1 protein-coding gene is annotated in these 238 nt (G+C 61.8%); it reads right to left on the minus strand.

What is annotated here, in order from left to right:
* Positions 1-238: hypothetical protein (locus AC0IYH_RS33785; protein ID WP_471838826.1), on the minus strand; the 238-nt coding region annotated here is incomplete at both ends.

Raw genomic sequence — 238 nt, forward strand, 5'->3', positions numbered from 1 at the left:
GTCCAGGGCGACCTCTACCTGCATGCGCGCGCTGATGTCGCTGAACGCACAATTCAACACGTCTTCGCGCTTATACCGCGTGCGCGCGAAGCTCAGGTCCAGGTGGCGACCATCCGCCAGCTGCAACTCATCGACTGTGGTGTGTTCGCCGTCATCAAAACCGCGACGTCTCCAGTCGGCACTGCGTTGCTGGCGCTCCTGGCTGTCGCCGATCCACTGCGTATACAGCGGGTTATCC

The organism is Pseudomonas sp. AC463, from assembly GCF_979253585.1.